The sequence below is a fragment of the Streptomyces sp. Root1304 genome (genome assembly GCF_001426405.1).
GTDB lineage: Bacteria > Actinomycetota > Actinomycetes > Streptomycetales > Streptomycetaceae > Streptomyces.
In genome coordinates this window covers 1077542-1095510 of sequence record NZ_LMEP01000012.1, presented here as the reverse complement: position 1 = coordinate 1095510, position 17969 = coordinate 1077542, and the positions used below count along the sequence as shown (strand labels likewise).

At 74.3% G+C, this 17969-nt stretch carries 17 protein-coding genes; 8 read left to right on the top strand and 9 right to left on the bottom strand.

Annotated features, from left to right (window positions below; all coding sequences use genetic code 11):
- Positions 1–33 precede the first annotated feature (33 nt).
- From pepN to ASD33_RS17765, 4 genes are read right to left on the bottom strand one after another with little or no spacing between them, the layout of a single operon-like run.
- A complete protein-coding gene (gene pepN, locus ASD33_RS17780; RefSeq protein ID WP_056560850.1) occupies positions 34–2520 on the bottom strand; it encodes an aminopeptidase N in 2487 nt (828 codons plus the stop codon).
- Positions 2521–2575: 55 nt separating this feature from the next.
- Positions 2576–3562 carry an asparaginase gene (locus ASD33_RS17775; RefSeq protein ID WP_056560847.1) on the bottom strand — a complete coding sequence of 329 codons (987 nt, stop codon included), beginning with the start codon at positions 3560–3562 and terminating at the stop codon, positions 2576–2578.
- Entirely contained in the window at positions 3562–3903 is a 342-nt protein-coding gene (locus ASD33_RS17770) for a chorismate mutase (RefSeq protein ID WP_056560843.1), read from the bottom strand. The genes ASD33_RS17775 and ASD33_RS17770 overlap by 1 nt, the downstream gene beginning before the upstream one ends.
- An 11-nt stretch (positions 3904–3914) precedes the next feature.
- Positions 3915–4802 carry an AraC family transcriptional regulator gene (locus ASD33_RS17765; protein WP_056560841.1) on the bottom strand — a complete coding sequence of 296 codons (888 nt, stop codon included), beginning with the start codon at positions 4800–4802 and terminating at the stop codon, positions 3915–3917.
- A 149-nt stretch (positions 4803–4951) separates the two neighbouring features.
- Here ASD33_RS17765 and ASD33_RS17760 point away from each other — a divergent pair, with 149 nt between their 5' ends.
- Positions 4952–6703 (top strand): beta-galactosidase family protein, encoded by a 1752-nt coding sequence (locus tag ASD33_RS17760; protein WP_056560838.1) that lies wholly within the window; start codon positions 4952–4954, stop codon positions 6701–6703.
- A gap of 54 nt (positions 6704–6757) precedes the next feature.
- On the opposite strand, the gene ASD33_RS17755 is transcribed toward ASD33_RS17760, so the two are convergent.
- Positions 6758–7540 carry a serine protease gene (locus ASD33_RS17755; RefSeq protein WP_056560835.1) on the bottom strand — a complete coding sequence of 261 codons (783 nt, stop codon included), beginning with the start codon at positions 7538–7540 and terminating at the stop codon, positions 6758–6760.
- A gap of 161 nt (positions 7541–7701) precedes the next feature.
- Between ASD33_RS17755 and ASD33_RS17750 the strand changes: the two genes are divergently transcribed.
- Both ASD33_RS17750 and ASD33_RS17745 read left to right on the top strand, forming a co-directional pair.
- On the top strand, positions 7702–8586 hold the full coding sequence (locus ASD33_RS17750; protein WP_056560833.1) for a hypothetical protein: 885 nt from the start codon (positions 7702–7704) through the stop codon (positions 8584–8586).
- A 132-nt stretch (positions 8587–8718) separates the two neighbouring features.
- Positions 8719–10188 (top strand): ankyrin repeat domain-containing protein, encoded by a 1470-nt coding sequence (locus ASD33_RS17745; protein ID WP_056560830.1) that lies wholly within the window; start codon positions 8719–8721, stop codon positions 10186–10188.
- Between the two features lie 12 nt (positions 10189–10200).
- Here ASD33_RS17745 and ASD33_RS17740 read toward each other — a convergent pair whose 3' ends face one another.
- Positions 10201–10623, bottom strand: coding sequence for a ribonuclease domain-containing protein (locus ASD33_RS17740; RefSeq protein WP_056560827.1), 423 nt, complete (start codon positions 10621–10623; stop codon positions 10201–10203).
- Between the two features lie 248 nt (positions 10624–10871).
- Positions 10872–12260 (bottom strand): MFS transporter, encoded by a 1389-nt coding sequence (locus tag ASD33_RS17735; RefSeq protein ID WP_056560825.1) that lies wholly within the window; start codon positions 12258–12260, stop codon positions 10872–10874.
- 114 nt (positions 12261–12374) lie between these two features.
- Here ASD33_RS17735 and ASD33_RS17730 point away from each other — a divergent pair, with 114 nt between their 5' ends.
- Positions 12375–12848, top strand: a complete 474-nt coding sequence (locus ASD33_RS17730; RefSeq protein ID WP_056560822.1) for a MarR family transcriptional regulator — start codon at positions 12375–12377, stop codon at positions 12846–12848.
- Here the strand turns inward: ASD33_RS17730 and ASD33_RS17725 are convergent.
- Positions 12845–13720 (bottom strand): SDR family oxidoreductase, encoded by an 876-nt coding sequence (locus ASD33_RS17725; protein ID WP_056560819.1) that lies wholly within the window; start codon positions 13718–13720, stop codon positions 12845–12847. The two genes, ASD33_RS17730 and ASD33_RS17725, sit on opposite strands and share 4 nt — an antisense overlap.
- A 1-nt stretch (position 13721) precedes the next feature.
- A complete protein-coding gene (locus ASD33_RS17720; protein ID WP_056560817.1) occupies positions 13722–14486 on the bottom strand; it encodes an SDR family oxidoreductase in 765 nt (254 codons plus the stop codon).
- A 67-nt stretch (positions 14487–14553) separates the two neighbouring features.
- On the opposite strand from ASD33_RS17720, the gene ASD33_RS17715 reads away from it, so the two are divergent.
- The 4 genes from ASD33_RS17715 to ASD33_RS17700 are packed head-to-tail and all read left to right on the top strand — an operon-like array spanning position 14554 to position 17940.
- Positions 14554–15303 carry an enoyl-CoA hydratase family protein gene (locus tag ASD33_RS17715; protein ID WP_056560814.1) on the top strand — a complete coding sequence of 250 codons (750 nt, stop codon included), beginning with the start codon at positions 14554–14556 and terminating at the stop codon, positions 15301–15303.
- A complete protein-coding gene (locus ASD33_RS17710) occupies positions 15300–16148 on the top strand; it encodes a CoA-transferase (protein ID WP_056560811.1) in 849 nt (282 codons plus the stop codon). Before ASD33_RS17715 ends, ASD33_RS17710 begins: the two co-directional genes overlap by 4 nt.
- On the top strand, positions 16145–16891 hold the full coding sequence (locus ASD33_RS17705; RefSeq protein ID WP_056560808.1) for a CoA-transferase: 747 nt from the start codon (positions 16145–16147) through the stop codon (positions 16889–16891). The genes ASD33_RS17710 and ASD33_RS17705 overlap by 4 nt, the downstream gene beginning before the upstream one ends.
- The gene (locus ASD33_RS17700; RefSeq protein WP_056560806.1) at positions 16888–17940 is read left to right on the top strand and encodes a nitronate monooxygenase; all 1053 of its coding nucleotides are present in this window, start codon (positions 16888–16890) and stop codon (positions 17938–17940) included. The genes ASD33_RS17705 and ASD33_RS17700 overlap by 4 nt, the downstream gene beginning before the upstream one ends.
- The last annotated feature ends 29 nt before the right edge of the window (positions 17941–17969 follow it).

The window sequence follows — 17969 nt, the reverse complement described above, 5'->3', positions numbered from 1 at the left end:
GCCGGCCGTGGGGCGCGGCTCCCGCCCACTCGGTTACGCCTCGCGGGCCTTCAGTGCGCGGCGGAGGTCGTCCAGCTGGTCGGCCAGTTTGCGGTGGAGGGCCGGGATCATCGGGTCGTTCGCGAGGTGGGACTCGCCCAGTGCCAGGGACTCCGCGTCGATGGCGTACGACGGGAACGCGTAGCGCCCCGCCGCCTCGGCGATCGCCGGGCCCCGGCGGTCGGCCAGGGCGACGGCCGCCGGGTAGAAGCGCGGCACGTATCCGCGTACCAGCTCCGCCTGTTCGGGCTGCCAGAAGCCCAGGGCGGTGGCGGTGAACAGGTAGTTGGACAGGTCGTCCGTGTCGAACATGGCCGACCAGGCCGCCTCCTTGGCATCCGCCGCGGGCAGCGAGGCCCGGCAGCGGGCCGCGCCCTCCTGGCCGGTGGCGCTCGGGTCCCGTTCGAGTTCCGCGGCGATCACGGTCTCGTCGGTGGCGCCGAGGACGGCGAGCCGGGCGAGGATGCGCCAGCGCAGCTCGGGGTCGAGTTCCGGGCCGCCGTGGACGGTGTCCTCGTCGAGCCAGGAGGCGATCTTGTCGGGGGTGGTGGCGCTGTCGACGCAGGCGCGGACGGCGGTGAGGCGCAGTCCGGGCTCCTCGCCGTCCTCGGTGCGGCGGAGCAGCGCGCGGGCGATCTCGCCGATGGTGGCGAGGGCGGCCGGACGCTCGGCCTCGGTGACGTACCGGTCGGCGATCTGGTTGCGGGCGAAGGCCAGGACGCCCTGGACGAGGGCGAGTTCGGTCTCCTCGACGAGGTGTGCCCGCGCGGTCTCCAGGTAGGCGACGGGTTCCAGCTGCCCGTCGCGGACCATGTCGCGCAGGCTGTTCCAGATCACGGCGCGGGTGAGGGCGTCGGGGACGCGGGAGAGGCCGCGCAGGGCGGACTCCTCGGAGACCTCGTCGAAGCGGAGCTTGGTGTAGGTGAGGTCGCCGTCGTTGAGGACGACGAGCGCGGGGCGCGGGCCGGTCAGTTCGGCGGGCGCCTCCTGCAGGACGTCGAGCTCGCGGCGCTCGCGCAGGGTGAGCGCGCCGTCGGGCTGCCGGTCGTAGACGCCCGCCTGGATGCGGTGCGGGCGGCTGCCGTCGCGGTCGACGTGCAGCCGCCACTGGTTGCCCTCGCCTTCGAGGCGGGGGGTGAGGACGTCGACGCCGGTGGTGCGCAGCCACTGCTCGGCCCAGGCGTGGACGTCGCGGTCGGTGGCGGCGGCGAGGTTGTCGATGAAGTCGGCGAGGGTGGCGTTGCCGAACTTGTGGCGCTTGAAGTGGATGTTGATGCCGGCGAGGAAGTCCTTCTCGCCGAGCCAGGTGACGAGCTGGCGGAGGGCGGAGGCGCCCTTGGCGTAGGAGATGCCGTCGAAGTTGAGGAGCGCGGAGGCGGTGTCGGGGACGGACTCCGGGTCGGGGGCGACGGGGTGGGTGGAGGGCCGCTGGTCGGCCTCGTAGCCCCAGGCCTTCCGGGTGACGCCGAAGTCGACCCAGGTGTCGGGGAAGAGGTCGGCGCAGGCCTCGTTGACGGTCTGGAAGCCCATGTACTCGGCGAAGGACTCGTTCAGCCAGATGTCGTCCCACCAGCGCAGGGTGACGAGGTCGCCGAACCACATGTGGGCCATCTCGTGGGCGATGACCATGGCGCGGCTCTGGCGCTCGGTGACGGTGACGGCGGAGCGGAAGACGAACTCGTCGCGGAAGGTGACGAGGCCGGGGTTCTCCATGGCGCCCGCGTTGAACTCGGGGACGAAGGCCTGGTCGTACGAGTCGAAGGGGTACGGCTCGTCGAACTTCTCGTGGTAGCGGTCGTAGCAGGCCTTGGTGACGGCGAGGATCTCGTCGGCGTCGGTGTCGAGGTGCGCGGCGAGCGAGCGGCGGCAGTGGATGCCGAAGGGGAGCCCGGCGTGCTCGGTGCGGACCGAGTGCCAGGGGCCGGCGGCGACGCAGACGAAGTAGGTGGAGAGCAGCGGGGTGGGGGCGGCCTGCCAGCGGCCGTCGGGCTGCTGCTCGGTGATGCCGTTGGAGAGGACGGTCCAGCCCTCGGGCGCCCTGACGGACAGCTCGAAGACGGCCTTCAGGTCGGGCTGGTCGAAGGCGGCGAAGACGCGCTGGACGTCCTCCATGAAGAGCTGGGTGTAGACGTACGACTCGCCGTCCGTCGGGTCCTTGAAGCGGTGCATGCCCTCGCCGGTGCGGGAGTACCGCATGGTGGTGCTGATGCGCAGGGTGTGCTCGCCCTCGGTGAGGCTCAGCGGCAGGCGGTTGCCGTCGAGGGCGGTGATGTCGAGGGGCGCGCCGTCGAGGAGGGCGGAGTGCAGCGTCTCGGGCTTGAGTTCGACGAAGGTGTCCCCCGCGGCGCGGGCCGTGAAGCGGATGAGGCTCCGTGAGTGGAAGGTCTCGTCGCCGGTGGTGAGGTCGAGGTCCACGCGGTAGTGGTGGACGTCGAGGAGCTGGGCACGGGTCTGCGCTTCGTCGCGCGTCAGTACGGACATGGCCCTATGCTGCCCGATGCTCGCGGCGACGGGCAGGGGTGGTCGGGCATTCCGCTCAGGCGAGTCCGGAGCCGTTCAGGTGGGCGAACGCGGCGGCGATCCGGGGGCGGTCGTAGCCGGCCGGGCCGGCCGCGCCGCTGGAGAGCAGGGTGTGGAGCAGGATCCGGGCCTTGGCGGGGTCGAGCGGGCCGGCCGGGACGAGGCCGCGGTGCAGCAGGTCGTACTCGGAGCCGGGGCCGCGGTAGGTGTGCGAGAGGGTCGCGCCGCCGCCGGTGCGGGAGGCCAGGACGACCGGGATGCGGTGGGCGAGCTCTTCGAGGGGTTCGACCAGCCAGGTGGGGACGTGTCCGGCGCCGAAGGCGGCGACGACGAGGCCCTGGAAGCGGTGGTCGACGGCTTCGAGGAGTTCGCCGCGGTCGCCCTGGGAGAGGGTCACCAGGGCCACCCGCACCTCGGGGTCGAGCTTCAGCCGGCAGAGGGTGGGCGGGACGGCGGGGCGGAGCAGGACGCGGGGCTCCCCCTCGACGACGGAGCCGATGGGCCCGGTGCCGGGCGAGGCGAAGGTGGCGACGGAGGTCGTGTGGGTCTTGCGGGCGAACCGGGCGGCGTGGATCTCGTCGGCGAGGACGACGAGGACGCCGAGGCCGCGGCAGGCGGGGTCGGCCGCGACGGCGAGCGCGGCGGCCAGGTTGGCGGGGCCGTCGGCGCCCGGCAGGTCGGGGCGGCGCATGGCGCCGGTGACGGCGATCGGCTGCTCGGTGGTGCAGAGCAGGTCGAGGACGAAGGCGGTCTCCTCCAGGGTGTCGGTGCCCTGGACGACGACCACGCCGGAGCCCTCGGCGACGGTGGCGCGCACCTCGGCGGCGAGGGCGGCGAGGTCCTCGTGGGTGAGGGAGGAGCTGGGGACGCGGCGGAAGTCCTTCAGGACCACGTCGAGGTCGCCGCCGAGCTCGGCGAGGACCTCCTGGCCGCTCATCCGGGCCGCGTCGCCGCCGCGGGCGGAGATCGTCCCTCCGAGGGTGAAGACCGTGACGCGGGCCATCAGCGTGCTCCGTCCGCAATCGTCTCGTGGTGGCGGATGACCTCGGCGATGATGAAGTTGAGGAGCTTCTCCGCGAAGGCCGGGTCCAGTTTCGCGCTCCCGGCGAGTTCCCGCAGCCGGGCGATCTGGCGGGCCTCGCGGGCGGGGTCGGCGGGCGGCAGCTGGTGGCGGGCCTTGAGGACGCCGACCTGCTGGGTGCACTTGAAGCGCTCGGCGAGCATGTGCACGACCGCCGCGTCGATGTTGTCGATGCTTTCGCGCAGACGGGTCAGTTCCGCCGTGACGGTCGGGTCGATCGCGTCTGCGGTGACGGTGGGGTCATTCGCGCTGGAGTCGCTCATGATCTGCGAGCTTAGACGGATCGCGGGAGGATCGTGGGCGGGTGTTCGGGATCCGGAACGCGGTTGCTCCAGCCCCCGTGCACGGACCGTCCCTGCTGCTCGCGGAAGCGGATGGGGGCGGTGCCGACCCGGCGGGTGAAGAGCCGGGAGAAGTAGGCGGGGTCGTCGTAGCCGACGCGGCGGGCGACGGCGGCGACGGGCAGTTCGGTGGCGGCGAGGAGTTCCTTGGCGCGGCCGAGGCGGACGGTGAGCAGATAGTCCTTGGGGCTGCACCCGGCGGCCCGGCGGACGGCGGTGCGCAGTTCGGCGGCGGTCATGCCGTGCCGGGCGGCGTGCTCCGCGACGGAGAGCGGCTGGAAGGCGTCGCGGGCGAGGGCGGCGAGGACGGGGTCGCCGTCGGCGTTGGTGTCGGCGCGGGCGCGGCGCAGGGCGACGAGGAGTTCGTGGACGGCGGCGCCGGTCTCGACCTCCAGGAGGGGGTTGCCGGGGCGGGCGGCGCGGGCGATCCGTGCGATGGCGGCGCGGGCGGGCGCGGCGTCGGAGAGGGGGACGACGGGCCGGTCGGGCTCGATGTAGCCGAGTTCGGTGTACGTGGTGGCGGCCGGTCCTGAGAAGTCGACGAAGGCCTCGTCCCAGCCGGTGCCGGGGTCGGCCCCGTAGTGGTGGGGGACGCCGGGGGTGAGCCAGAGCAGGGCGGGGGCGGTGACGGCGGTGCGGCGCCCGTCGGCGCCCCGGTACCAGCCGCCGCCGGCGGAGACGACGACGGCCACGTGGTGGTCGAGGGTGCGGGGCCCGACGGTGGGCAGGGTGCCGTGCTGGAGGCCGACGCCGAGGCAGACGAGGCCGAGGCGGTGGTGGACGGGGCTGGGCGTGAAGTAGCGCATCCAGGTGTGGTACATGCGGTGGTTGCCCTCCCCGGGCCGGCACGTGGTCGGGCGGGCCCCGTCGGGCCCTGACGTCGGGGCCGGCGTCGGCGGACCCTGAACGTCCAAACTGCGACGATCTTTGTCCATGGACCGGTTCGCCGCCAGGGGGTGAGGCTGAGGCCATGAGCACGTTCGCTGTGGGTGACGAGGACTTTCTGCTCGACGGGCGGCCGGTGCGGCTGCTCTCGGGGGCGCTGCACTACTTCCGGGTGCACGAGGGGCAGTGGGAGCACCGGCTCGGGATGCTGCGTGCGATGGGCCTCGACTGCGTGGAGACGTACGTCCCCTGGAATCTGCACGAGCCGGAGCCGGGCCGGTACGCGGACGTGGAGGCGCTCGGCCGGTTCCTGGACGCGGTGGGGCGGGCCGGGATGCGGGCGATCGTGCGCCCGGGGCCGTACATCTGCGCCGAGTGGGAGAACGGCGGGCTGCCGCACTGGCTGACCGGACCGCTCGGGCGGCGGGTGCGGACCTTCGACCCGGAGTTCCTGGCGCCGGTGGAGTCCTGGTTCCGGCGGCTGCTTCCGCAGGTGGTGGAGCGGCAGATCGACCGGGGCGGCCCGGTGGTCCTCGTCCAGGTGGAGAACGAGTACGGGAGTTACGGCAGCGACCGGGGCTATCTGGAGTGGCTGGAGCAGCTGCTGCGGGAGTGCGGGGTGAGCGTGCCGCTGTTCACCTCGGACGGTCCGGAGGACCACATGCTGACGGGTGGTTCGGTGCCGGGGGTGCTCGCGACGGCGAACTTCGGCTCGGGGGCGCGGGAGGGCCTCGCGACGCTGCGGCGCCACCAGCCTTCGGGGCCGCTGATGTGCATGGAGTTCTGGTGCGGCTGGTTCGACCACTGGGGCCGGGAGCACGCGGTGCGGGACGCGGCGGACGCGGCGGCGGCGCTGCGGGAGATCCTGGAGTGCGGGGCCTCGGTCAATGTGTACATGGCGCACGGCGGGACGAACTTCGGCGGCTGGGCGGGCGCGAACCGGGACGGTGAGCTGCACGACGGGCCGTTGCGGGCGACGGTGACCTCGTACGACTACGACGCCCCGGTCGACGAGGCGGGGCGGCCGACGGAGAAGTTCTGGGCCTTCCGCGAGGTGCTCGCGGCGTACGCGGAGGGGCCGCTGCCGGAGGTGCCGGAGCCCCCGGCGCGGCTCGCGGCCCCGGTCTCCGGGGCGCTGGAGGGCTGGGTGCCGCTGGACGCGGTGCTCGGTGCGCTCGGCGGGGAGGAGACGGTGACGCCGGTGCCGCCGACCTTCGAGGAGCTGGGGGTGGACCGGGGTCTGGTCCGCCACCGGGTGGCGGTGCCGGGTCCCCGGCAGCCGTACCCGCTGGGGGTGACGGGGCTGCGGGACCGCGCGGTGGTGTACGTCGACGGGCTCCCGGCGGGGGTGCTGGACGAGGTGGACGCCGTCCTTCCCGAGCCGGTGGCGGGCCCTGCGGTCGTGGACCTGTGGGTGGAGTCGCTCGGCCGGGTCAACTACGGGCCGCGGCTCGCGGAGCCGAAGGGGATCACCGGGGGCGTACGGCACGAGCGGCAGTATCTGCACGGGTTCCGGTCCCGGGGGCTGCGGCTCGATGCGTTCGGGGCGGCGGCGGTGGACGAGCTGCCGTTCGAGGCGGCGCAGGCGTACGGGCCGGGTCTCCACCGGGGGACGCTGGAGGTGACCGGGGCCGGGGACGCGGTGCTGCGGCTGCCGGGCGGGACCCGCGGCTTCGTGTGGGTGAACGGCTTCTGCCTGGGCCGCTACTGGACGACGGCCGGCCCGCAGGACGCGCTGTTCGTACCGGGGCCCGTGCTGCGCGAGGGCGCGAACGAGGTGTGGGTCCTGGAGCTGGAGGGCGGAGCGCCGTCCTCGGTGGAGCTGGACCCGGTGTGAACGTGGGGGTGCCCCGGAGCCGAGGCCGCTCCGGGGCACCCGTTCACGGGGCCGCTACAGCGTGGCCGCGGCCGAGGTGATCGCGGCGGCGAAGGTCGAGACCTCCGTGTAGACGCCGGGGTAGCCGGCCCGCGCACAGCCCTCGCCCCAGCTCACGATGCCGACCTGGACCCAGGCACCGGCGTTGTCCTTGCGGAACATCGGGCCGCCGGAGTCGCCCTGGCAGGTGTCGACCCCGCCCTGGCTGTAGCCGGCGCAGATCTCCTCGGCGGGCACGAGGTCCGTGCCGTAGGAGGACTGGCAGGAGGCGTCGGAGACGAACGGCACGTTCGCCTTGCGCAGGTAGCGCTGCTGGCTGCCGCCCTCGGTCGCGGCGCCCCAGCCGGCGACCGTGAAGGTGCCGCTGTTGTACGCGGTGGTGTCGGCGATCTTCAGGTTGGGCAGCGAGGTGATCGGGCTGGCGAGCTTGATCAGCGCCCAGTCCTTGCCCTTGCCGTTGTAGCCCGGGGCCTGGAGCACCTTGGTGGACCTGACCTTGATGGCGCTGGAGCTCTGCAGGTCGACGACACCGGCGGTGGCGGTGATGCTCGTGTTGTTGCCGGAGCCGCTGACGCAGTGCGCGGCGGTGAGCACGACCTGGGGGCTGATCAGCGAGCCGCCGCAGCCCATGGAGAGCCTGACCATCCAGGGGAACTCGCCCTGGGCGGCGCGGGTGCCGCCGACGACGGGGGCGGGGGCGGCGGACGCGGTGGTGGGCTGGAGGCTGACGGCCGCCAGGACGACGGCGCCTGCGGCGGCCAGCTTCTGGAGTGCGCGGACCATGCGGTGCTGCTTCATGTGCCTGCCTTCTCTCATGGGGGGTTGGCCTCCACGGGCGATGACATGCGCCCGTCAAGACATGTCCGGATTATGGACAGCGGCCAACTGCCCCCACAAGGAAGCGTTTTCGGCCAGGCCCGGAGAGGGGACCGTACAGTGGACGGAAGGGGGGAACCGGTATGCCGCACCGCCAGGAGGGCACGCGTGTCGCCCACGGCTTCCCGCACCGCGCCACCGTCGAGGACTCGCTCACCGCGCTCTACCGGCGCCTCTCCCCCGACGGCGTCCACCGCTATCCGCTGAGCGTGCCCGCCGCCGACGTGGCCCTCGCCGACGACGAGGACCTCCACCTCGGCGCCCAGCGGGTGGCCCGCACCCTGGTCCGGCACCTCCGGCTGCCCGAGGCGCGCATGATCGTGAGCTTCCGGCCGATGGAACACGCGGCGGCCGTCGAACTCGCGGCGGGACCCGAGTACTTCGTGGAGCTGAACGACCGCTTCCGGACCCGCCGCCGGGACATCGGCGCGGCCCTCGCCCACGAGATCACCCATGTCCTGCTGCACCGGCTCGGCCTCGGCTTCCCCGGCACCGCCGAGAACGAGATCCTCACCGACGTCGTCACCACCTATCTGGGCGCGGGCTGGCTGCTGCTCGACGCGTTCCGGCAGGACGGCGTGGAGAGCCAGAAGCTGGGCTATCTGACCCCGGAGGAGTTCGGCTACGTCCTCGCCAAGCGGGCCGAGGTCTTCGGCGAGGACCCCTCGCCGTGGTTCACCAGCGACGTGGCCTACGAGGCCTGGGTACGCGGCCGGGCGGAGGCCGGCCGGGAGCGGACGCCGCCGCCGCTCGCCGGAGCGGGCTGGGCCGAGCGCCGCCGGTACGGCTGGGAGCGCCGCCGGGGCCGGGCGGGCGAGGGCGCCCCGTACCGCTTCGAGGGCGGAGCGCCCGCGACGGGCGTCTCCTTCCGCTGCCCGGTCTGCCGCCGGCGCCTCCGCGTCCCGGCGGGCCGGGCGCTGCGGGCCCGGTGCGGGGTGTGCCGGACGGTCCTGGAGTGCGCGGGCTGACGCGGCGAGCGTGCGTGCCGGGCGTCGTGCGCCAGGCGGGACTTTCCGGCACGCCCTGGACGCGACCCGGCGGCGCGCCCGGCGGGGGCAATCGATTTGCGCCAGGACCGGACGGGGAGTCAGGGTCGGGGCATGAGCACGTTGTTCGACGCCATCCGGGACGGGGACGAGGACGGGGCCGTACGCGCCCTGCGGGACGGGGCCGACCCCGAGGACCGGGAGGACGACGAGACCGCCCTCTACCGGGCGGCCGTCAGCGACGAGGCCGGAATCGTGCGGGTGCTGCTGGCCGCCGGGGCGGACCCGGGCCGGGGCAGCGGCGAGGACGGCGGCGACCTGCCGCTGTGCGGGGCCGCCTGCGGCGGGCACGCCGGAGTGGTGCGGGCCCTGCTCTCGGCGGGCGCGCCGGCGGACCAGGAGGAGGCCTACGGCTTCACGGCGCTCGCCTGGGCGCTGCGCCTCGGGCACGCCGACACGGCGAGGGTGCTCCTGGAGTACGGGGCCGACCCGGACCGGCGCGGGCCCGACGGGCTGCTCCCCCTCGTGGCCGCCGCCCGGCGCGGTTCCACCGGCTGTGTGCGGGCGCTCCTCGACCACGGGGCGGACGCGCGGGAGGCGGCGCTCCGGGAGGCACGGCGCTGGATCGGCGCGGACATCGCGGCCGAGCTGCGGCGCGGGCTCGTCGCCGGGAACGAGGGCGGGGAGACGTACGAGGCGGTGGTGCGCCGGGTCCGGGAGGACGGCGGGGTGACGGTCGTCGTCGAACTGCTGCGGGAGGACGGCGCCCCGGGGCGCGGCGACGACCGGGGAACCGGGCACGCGGCGGTCTCCACCCTGCTGGAGACCGCGCTCGGGCTGCACACCTCGCACGAGGAGCTGGCCGCGCGGGCGCTGCGCTGCGGCGATCCGGAGCTGGACGACTGGACGACGGCGGTGGCCGAACTGGCGGGCCGGGCCGACGAGGAGACCTTCGTGGCGGCGGCGGCCTGGTGCGCGTACCGCGATCCGCTGCGCCGGGCGCTGGGCGCACGGGTCCTCGGCGCCCTGCCGGGCTTCGGGCCGAGCGCGGTGCCGGTGCTGCGGAGGGTGGCGGCGGAGGCGACGGGCACCGCGCGGGAGCCGGCGCTGTCGGTGGTGTGGGCGCTCGGGGAGTGCGCGGAGCCGTCGGCGGTGCCCGAACTCCTCGCGTCGGCCGCGCATCCCGATCCGGTGGTGCGGCGGGCGGTCGCGGGGGCGCTCGCCGGGATCGTGCCGGCCGGGCACGTGGAGGCGCTCGGGGTGCTGCTCGCGCTGAGCCGGGACGGTGACGCGCGGGTACGGGACTGGGCGACGCTCGCCCTCGCCGAACTGCCCGACGACACCCCGCTCGTACGGGAGGGGCTCGCGGAGCGGCTCGGCGACAGCGATCCGGAGACGGCGGCGGAGGCGGCGCGCGGACTGGCGATCCGTCAGGACCCGCGCGCCGTCGACGCGCTGGCCGCGGTGCTCGCGGACGGCGACCCGGAGGGCGCGGCGCGGGAGACGGCGCTGGCCGCCCTGGAGTACGTCCACGACCCCCGGGCCAGGACCCGGCTGGAATGGATGCATCCGCGCCGCGCCTGAGCGCGGGGAGCGTCAGCAGCCGTGGTCGATCAGGTCGAAGGACGCGTAGTGGTCGGAGGTGTAGTAGTCCTCGTCCGCCGCGTTCCCGGTGACGATGCGGCGGGCGCCCCGGGTGGTGACGTTCGGGGTCTTGACCGTGTACTCGTGGTAGTAGCCCAGCGTGTGGGAGGGCAGGACGCCCTCCCGGTTCTGGAAGACGGAGCCGTCCTGGCTGTACGGGAAGGGGCCGCCCGCGTCGATCAGCCGGAGCGTGTCGTACGCCTGGCCGGGCAGGGCGGAGTAGCAGATGCTCCCGACGGAGGCGGTCGCCGTGACGGTGGTGACGGCGGCGGGCGCGGGGGCCGGGGCGGCGGTGGCGGGGGCGCCGAGGAGGAGGGAGGACAGGAGGGCGGTGGCGACACCGCCGGCGAGGGTGAATCGAGGGGGGATTCGCATGGCTACGACGATGACGCGCGTAGAACCGGCCGGGAAGCCCGACGGCCTTCAATTCTCCGGACGTTAACCGCTTCCCCGCGAACGTGGGGATCCGGTGTGCGGGGCGGGGTCCGCGGGAATCGGGTGCGCGGCGCGGGGGTTCGCGGGAATCCGGTGCGCGGCGCGGAGCCCGCCGGAATCCGGTGTGCGGAGCCGGGGTTCGCGGGGAACCCGGCGCCGCACCGTCCGCACCGTTCGCGGGGTGGGCCTCACCGGCCGCCCGCCGGGAGCCGCAGGCTCAGCAGGGCCGCGCCCGCGTAGGCGGCGAGGACCCAGGGCATGGCCGCACCGAGCGAGAGGTCCGCGAACCAGGCGGTGCCGATGGCCGCGGCGCCGAGGGCGCCGCCGAACTGCTGGGCCGTGGAGAAGACTCCGGACGCGCCGCCCGCGAGTTCCGCCGGGGCTGCCGAGAGGACGATGCCGACGAGCGGGACGACGAGGAGTCCGAGGCCCGCGCCGGCGACGGCGAGGCCGGGGACCAGCGGCCAGGCGCCGGTGTGGACGGGGGCGGCGGCCTCCATGGCGTACCAGACCCAGCCGTAGCCGAGGGCCATCAGCAGTGCGCCGGAGGCGGGGACGTACCGGCCGAGCCTGACGGCGATCGGTTCGGCGGCGGGCGCGGTGAGGAAGCCGCCCGCGGAGAAGGCCGCCATCAGGACGCCCGCCTGGGTCGGGCTGTAGCCCTGGCCGCCCTGCAGCCAGATCGCGAGGACCAGGAAGAAGCCCTGCATGCCGAAGGCGAAGAGGAGCTGGACGGCGAGGCCGTACGAGAAGGCGGGGACGGCGAAGATCCGGCCGGGCAGTACGGAGCCGCGCACCGCGACCGCCGTCACGGTGAGCACTCCGGCGGCGAGCAGGGCCCAGCCCCAGAGCGGCCAGCCCCAGCCGCGGCCCTGGACGAGCGGCAGGACGACGGCGACGAGACCGGCGGCGAGGACGAGGCTGCCGAGCAGCGGGGGCCGGTCGGCGGCGCGCTCGCGGGTGGCGGGGACGAGGACGAAGGCGGCGGCCAGGGTGAGGGCGGCGACGGGCACGTTGACGAGGAAGACGCTGCGCCAGCCGAGCCCGAAGAGGTCGGCGTCGGTGAGGACGCCGCCGAGCAGCAGGCCGATCGCGGAGGCGAAGCCGGCGACGGCGCCGTACATCCCGAAGACCTTGCCGCGCTCCTCGCCCCGGAAGAGGCTCTGGAAGGAGCCGAGCACCTGGGGCATGAGGACGGCGGCGGTCACGCCCTGGACGGCGCGGGCGGCGATCAGCTGGCCGGGGGTCCGGGCGAGGCCGCAGGCGAGGCTCGCGAGGCCGAAGCCGGCGGTGCCGGCGAGGAAGAGGGCCTTGCGGCCGTACCGGTCGCCGAGCCGTCCGGCGACGACGAGGGTGGCGGCGAAGCCGAGGAGGTAGGCGGAGACGGTCCACTGGAGGGCGCTCTCGGAGGCGCCGAGGCCCTGCCCGAGGGAGGGCAGGGCGACGTTGACGATCGTGACGTCCACGAGGTCCATCAGGGCGGCGGTCATCATGACGACGGCGGCGGCCCAGCGGCGCGGGTGGACGGTGAACGGGTCGCCGGTGGCGGCGGTGTCGGTCGTGGCGGTCGTGGACATCTCGACCCTCCTTTTATTTCGTTCGGGCGAACGAAATAAAAACTGGCACAGGGCGGCCCGTGATCGCAAGTCTTTCGTTCGGGCGAACTAAATGAATTTTGCTAGGCTGCCCCCATGAGCCAGCAGGACCCCACACGCGCCGAGGTCACCGCCGCCCTCACCGCCGCCGGGCGGGACTCCAGCGCCGCGTCCGTCGCCTTCCACTCGGCGGTCGCCGCCCAGCAGGACCTGGGCGCCACCGAGACCAAGACGCTCGACCTGCTGCAACGGCACGGCGCCCTCACCGCCAAGGAACTGGCCGAACACTCCGGCCTCGCCCCCGCCTCCGTCACCGGCCTCGTCGACCGCCTCGAACGCAAGGGCTTCGTCCGCAGGGTGAAGCACCCGACGGACAAGCGCCGGGTGCTCGTCGAGCCCCGCCCGGAGAAACTGGCGGAACTGGCCCCCCTCTTCGACGACTGGGCCCGCGAAGTGCACGAACTCTACGAGGAGTTCACCACCGACGAACTGAAGACGATCACCCGCTTCCTGACCGGCGCGACGACCCGCCAACGCGCCGCGACGAAACGCCTGACGGACGAGGGCTAAGCGCCGTAGACCGGCATCGGCCGCTCCGACTCCGTCAGGAGTTCGCGGGCCGTCTCGCCCGCTTCCGTCGGGGTTCTGCGGCCTTCCTTGTCCGCCGTCGGGCCCGGGCGCCAGCCCTCCATGACCGTGAGGCGGCCGCCTTCCGCTTCGAAGACCCGGCCCGTCACGCCCTCCGAGGCGGCCGAGCCCAGCCAGACCACCAGGGGGGACACGTCCTCGGGGAGGGCGTCGAGGCCGTCGAAGACCTGCTCGGTCATCCGGGTCCTGGCCGCCGGGGCGATGGCGTTGACCTGGACCCCGTACCGGGCCAGCTCCGCCGCCGCGACCAGGGTGAGGCCGACGATCGCCGCCTTCGCCGCCGCGTAGTTGCCCTGTCCGACGCTGCCGAGGAGGCCCGCGCCCGAGGTGGTGTGGACGATCCGCGCCACCGGCGTCCGCCCCGCCTTCGCCTCGGCCCGCCAGTGCGCGGCGGCGTGCCGCAGCGGCAGGAAGTGGCCCTTGCCGTGGACGCGCATGACGGCGTCCCAGTCCTCCTCGTCGAGGTTGACGAGCATCCGGTCGCGCAGGAAGCCGGCGTTGCTGACGAGGGTGTCGAGCCGCCCGTACGTGTCGAGGGCGGTCGCGATCAGGGAGGCGGCGCCCTCGGTGGTCGCGATGTCGCCGCCGTGCGCGACGGCCTCGCCGCCCGCGGCCCTGATCTCCTCGACGACCGCCGCCGCCGGACTGTCGGGCCCGGGGCGGCCGTCGAGGCCGACCCCCAGGTCGTTGACGACGACCCGGGCGCCCTCGGCGGCGAAGGCGAGCGCGTGCGCCCGTCCGAGCCCGCGTCCGGCTCCCGTCACGATGACCACGCGGTCCTCGCAGATCCCCATGTCAGCTCTCCTTGTTGGCGGTTGCGGCGTCCAGGAAGGCGGGGCGTTCGCCGCCGCCGTGCACGAGGAGCGAGGCCCCCGAGACGTAGCCGGCCCGGCCGGAGGCGAGGAAGACGGCCGCCTCCCCGATCTCGTCCGGTTCGGCGAGCCGGCCCAGCGGTACGGTCCGGCCGACGGCGGCGATCCCGTCCTCGTCGCCGTAGTGCAGGTGGGACAGCTCGGTCCGCACCATGCCGAGGACGAGGGTGTTGACCCGTACCTCGGGGGCCCATTCGACGGCCATGGAGCGGGCCAGGTTCTCCAGGCCCGCCTTGGCCGCGCCGTAGGCGGCGGTCCCCGGGGAGGGCCGGGTGCCGCTGACGCTGCCGATCATGACGACGGCGCCGCGCGAGGCGCCGAGCAGCGGGCGGGCGGCGAGGCTGACGGCGAGCGGGGCGGTGAGGTTCAGCTCGACGACCCGCGCGTGACGTTCGGCCTCGCCCTCGCCGAGGAGCCGGTACGGGCTGCCGCCCGCGTTGTTGACGAGGGCGTCGAGCCGTCCGTACCGCTCGGCGAAGGCAGTGAAGAACTCCCGTACAGCGGCGGGTTCCCGCAGGTCGAGCGGGTGGAAGTCGGCGGTGCGGCCCGCCGCCGCGACCGGTGTGTCCGGGGGCCTGCGGGCGCAGACGGCGACCCGGGCGCCGGCCCGCAGAAAGGCGCGTGCGATGCCCGCTCCGACGCCGCGGGTTCCGCCGGTGACGAGCACGACCCTCCCGTCCAGCTCCATCGGCTGCTACCTTCCTCCTCAAGAGGTTACCTAACAAACGTTTGGTGGAAAGGTAGCTGATCCACTCATGGGTGTCTGCACCTCGCGCCCCGCTCCGGGCGTGGCCCTGGTCACCGTCGACTTCCCCCCCGTCAACGCCCTGCCCGTCAAGGGCTGGTACGCGCTCGCCGACGCCGTCCGCACGGCCGGCCGCGACCCCGAGGTCCGCTGCGTCGTCCTCGCCGCCGAGGGACGCGGCTTCAACGCGGGCGTCGACATCAAGGAGTTGCAGCGCGACCCCGGGCACACCTCCCTGATCGGCGCCAACAGCGGCTGCGCCGAGGCCTTCGCCGCCGTCTACGAGTGCGAGGTGCCGGTCGTGGCCGCGGTCGCCGGGCACTGCCTGGGCGGCGGCATCGGGCTCGTCGGCAACGCCGACGCGATCGTCGCCGCCGAGGACGCCGTCTTCGGGCTGCCCGAGCTGGACCGGGGCGCGCTCGGCGCCGCCACCCATCTCGCCCGGCTGGTCCCCCAGCACCTGATGCGGACGCTCTACTACACCTCGCGGACCGCGACCGCCGCCGAACTGCATGCCCACGGCTCGGTCTGGGAGGTGGTCCCCCGCGCCGGACTCCTGGACGCCGCCCTGGCGCTCGCCGGGGAGATCGCCGCGAAGGACGGCAGCCTGCTGCGGCTCGCGAAGGCCGCGCTCAACGGCATCGACCCCGTGGACGTCCGGCGCAGCTACCGCTTCGAGCAGGGCTTCACCTTCGAGGCCAATCTGAGCGGGGTCGCCGACCGGGTCCGCGACACCTTCGGGAAGGAGAACTCCCCGTGACCGACAAGACCATGACCCCCGAGGACGTCGTGGGCCGGCTCCGCTCCGGCATGACGATCGGGATCGGCGGCTGGGGCTCGCGGCGCAAGCCGATGGCCCTGGTCAGAGCGCTGCTCCGGTCCGAGATCACCGATCTCACGGTGGTCTCGTACGGCGGCCCCGACGTCGGCCTGCTCGCCGCCGCCGGCCGGATCCGGCGGCTCGTCGCCCCCTTCGTGACCCTGGACTCCATCCCCCTCGAACCCCACTTCCGGGCGGCCCGCGAGCGCGGCACCCTCGAACTCACCGAGTACGACGAGGCGATGTTCATGTGGGGCCTGCACGCCGCCGCCAACCGGCTGCCCTTCCTGCCGGTGCGGGCGGGGCTCGGCTCCGACGTGATGCGGGTCAACCCAGGCCTGCGGACCGTCACCTCGCCGTACGAGGACGGCGAGGAGTTCGTCGCCGTGCCCGCCCTGCGGCTCGACGCGGCCCTCGTCCACGTCAACCGCGCCGACCGGCTCGGCAACGGCCAGTACCTCGGCCCCGACCCGTACTTCGACGACCTCTTCTGCGAGGCCGCCGACACCGCGTACGTCTCGTGCGAGGCGCTCGTCGACGGCTTCGCGCCCGACACCGTGCCCCAGACCCTCCTGATCGGACGCCACAGCGTCACCGGCGTCGTCGAGACCCCGAACGGGGCGCACTTCACCTCCTGCGCCCCCGACCACGACCGCGACGAGCCCTTCCAGAAGCTCTACGCGACCACTCCCTGGCCCGAGTTCGCCGAGCGCTTCCTGTCGGGCAAGAGCGAGAACGACTACCAGGCGGCCGTCCAGGCCTGGCACGAGGAGCAGCGGACGTGACGACGGAAACGACGAGGGACACGACGCCGGCGGTCAGCCGGGCCGAGCACTGCCTCATCGCCTGCGCCGAGGCCTGGCGCGACAACGGCGAGGTGCTCGCCAGCCCGATGGGCCCGATCCCCTCCTTCGGCGCCCGGCTGGCCAAGCGCACCTTCGCCCCCGACCTCCTCCTCACCGACGGCGAGGCCCTGCTCGTCGGCCTCGACGGGCAGCCCGAGGGCTGGCTGCCGTACCGCAGGCACCTGACCATGGTCACCGGCGGCAAGCGGCACGTGATGATGGGGGCCAGCCAGATCGACCGGTACGGCAACCAGAACATCTCCTGCATCGGCGACTGGGAGCGCCCCACCCGCCAGCTCCTCGGGGTGCGCGGCGCGCCGGTCAACACCCTGAACAATCCGGTGAGTTACTGGATCCCCAAGCACTCGCCCCGGGTCTTCGTCGAGCGCGTCGACATGATCAGCGGTGTGGGCTACGACCATGCCGTCGGGCCGTACCACCGCCTCCCCCGGGTCGTCACCGACCTCGCCGTCCTCGACTTCGAGAGCCCCGGCCACGCGATGCGGCTCGCCTCCGTGCACCCGGGCGTCACCGTCGACGAGGTCCGCGCGGCCACCGGCTTCGACCTGGTGATCGCCGACGAGGTGCCGTACACCCGGGATCCCACGGCCGAGGAGCTGCGGCTGATCCGCGAGGTGATCGACCCGCGCGGGCTGCGGGACCGCGAGGTCGCGCCCCGATGAGGACCGCCCTCACCGAGCTGACCGGTGTCCGCCACCCGATCGTGCAGACCGGGATGGGCTGGGTCGCCGGTCCCCGGCTCGTCTCCGCCACCGCGAACGCGGGCGCGCTCGGGATCCTCGCCTCCGCCACCATGACCGCGGACGAACTGCGCGCCGCGGTCCGCGAGGTGCGGTCCCGCACCGACCGGCCTTTCGGCGTGAACCTGCGCGCCGACGCGGGGGACGCCCGCGAGCGGGTCCGGATCATCGTCGACGAGGGCGTACGGGTGGCCTCCTTCGCCCTCGCCCCGTCCCGCGACCTGATCGCCGAGCTGAAGGACGCCGGGGTCGTCGTCATCCCGTCCGTGGGCGCCCGGCGGCACGCCGAGAAGGTCGCGGGCTGGGGCGCCGACGCCGTCCTCGTGCAGGGCGGCGAGGGCGGCGGGCACACCGGGGAGGTCGCCACGAGCGTGCTGCTGCCGCAGGTGGTGGACGCCGTCGGCATCCCGGTGATCGCGGCCGGCGGTTTCCACGACGGCCGGGGGCTGGTCGCCGCCCTCGCCCACGGGGCGGCCGGCATCGCCATGGGCACCCGCTTCCTGCTGACCTCCGACTCGACCGTGCCGGACGCGGTCAAGGCCCGCTATCTGGCCGCCACGGTCAAGGACGTCACCGTCACCACCGCCGTCGACGGGCTGCCGCACCGGATGCTCCGCACCGAGCTCGTCGCGTCCCTGGAGAACGCCGGCCGGGTCCGAGCGCTGGCGCAGGCCGTCCGCAGGGCCGCCGGTTTCCGGCGGCTCTCCGGGCTCTCCTGGCCGGCGATGGTCCGCGACGGCCTCGCCATGCGGCACGGCAAGGACCTGTCCTGGAGTCAGGTGCTGCTCGCCGCGAACACCCCGATGCTCCTGCGGGCGTCCATGGTCGAGGGCCGCACCGACCTCGGCGTGATGGCCGCGGGCCAGGTCGCGGGTGTCATCGAGGACCTGCCCAGCTGCGAGGAGCTGGTCGCCCGGATCATGACGGAGGCCGCGCAGGTGCTCCGCACGCTCCCCCGCCCCGAGTCGTGACACCCGCTCACCGCTCCCGACACCCTGAG